This window comes from Affinundibacterium nitidum, assembly GCF_014284155.1.
Taxonomy (GTDB): domain Bacteria; phylum Pseudomonadota; class Gammaproteobacteria; order Burkholderiales; family Burkholderiaceae_D; genus Undibacterium; species Undibacterium nitidum.
In genome coordinates this window covers 1-231 of sequence record NZ_JACOFZ010000072.1, presented here as the reverse complement: position 1 = coordinate 231, position 231 = coordinate 1, and the positions used below count along the sequence as shown (strand labels likewise).

The following is a 231-nucleotide window of genomic DNA, read 5'->3' as shown; positions in this document are numbered from 1 at the left end:
CGGTATTGACAGATACGACCAACCCAACAGCTGTAGTCGAGTTAGCCAATGCATCTGCCCAGAACTTAGCTGCGATCACTGGTAGCTTCGCGGTATCCGATGCGGATGTAGGTGACACCTTGACAGCTTCAGTGGTGGGTTCACCCGTAGTGCAGTTGAACGGTGTGAACTACACCTTGCCAGCTAGTGCGACAGCATTGACGGCAGCAGGTGCATTCAGCATCACGCCAA

General features: G+C 53.7%; 1 protein-coding gene. It reads left to right on the top strand.

Going from position 1 to position 231, the window contains the following annotated elements:
- Positions 1-231: hypothetical protein (locus H8K36_RS19085; RefSeq protein WP_186918099.1), on the top strand; the 231-nt coding region annotated here is incomplete at both ends.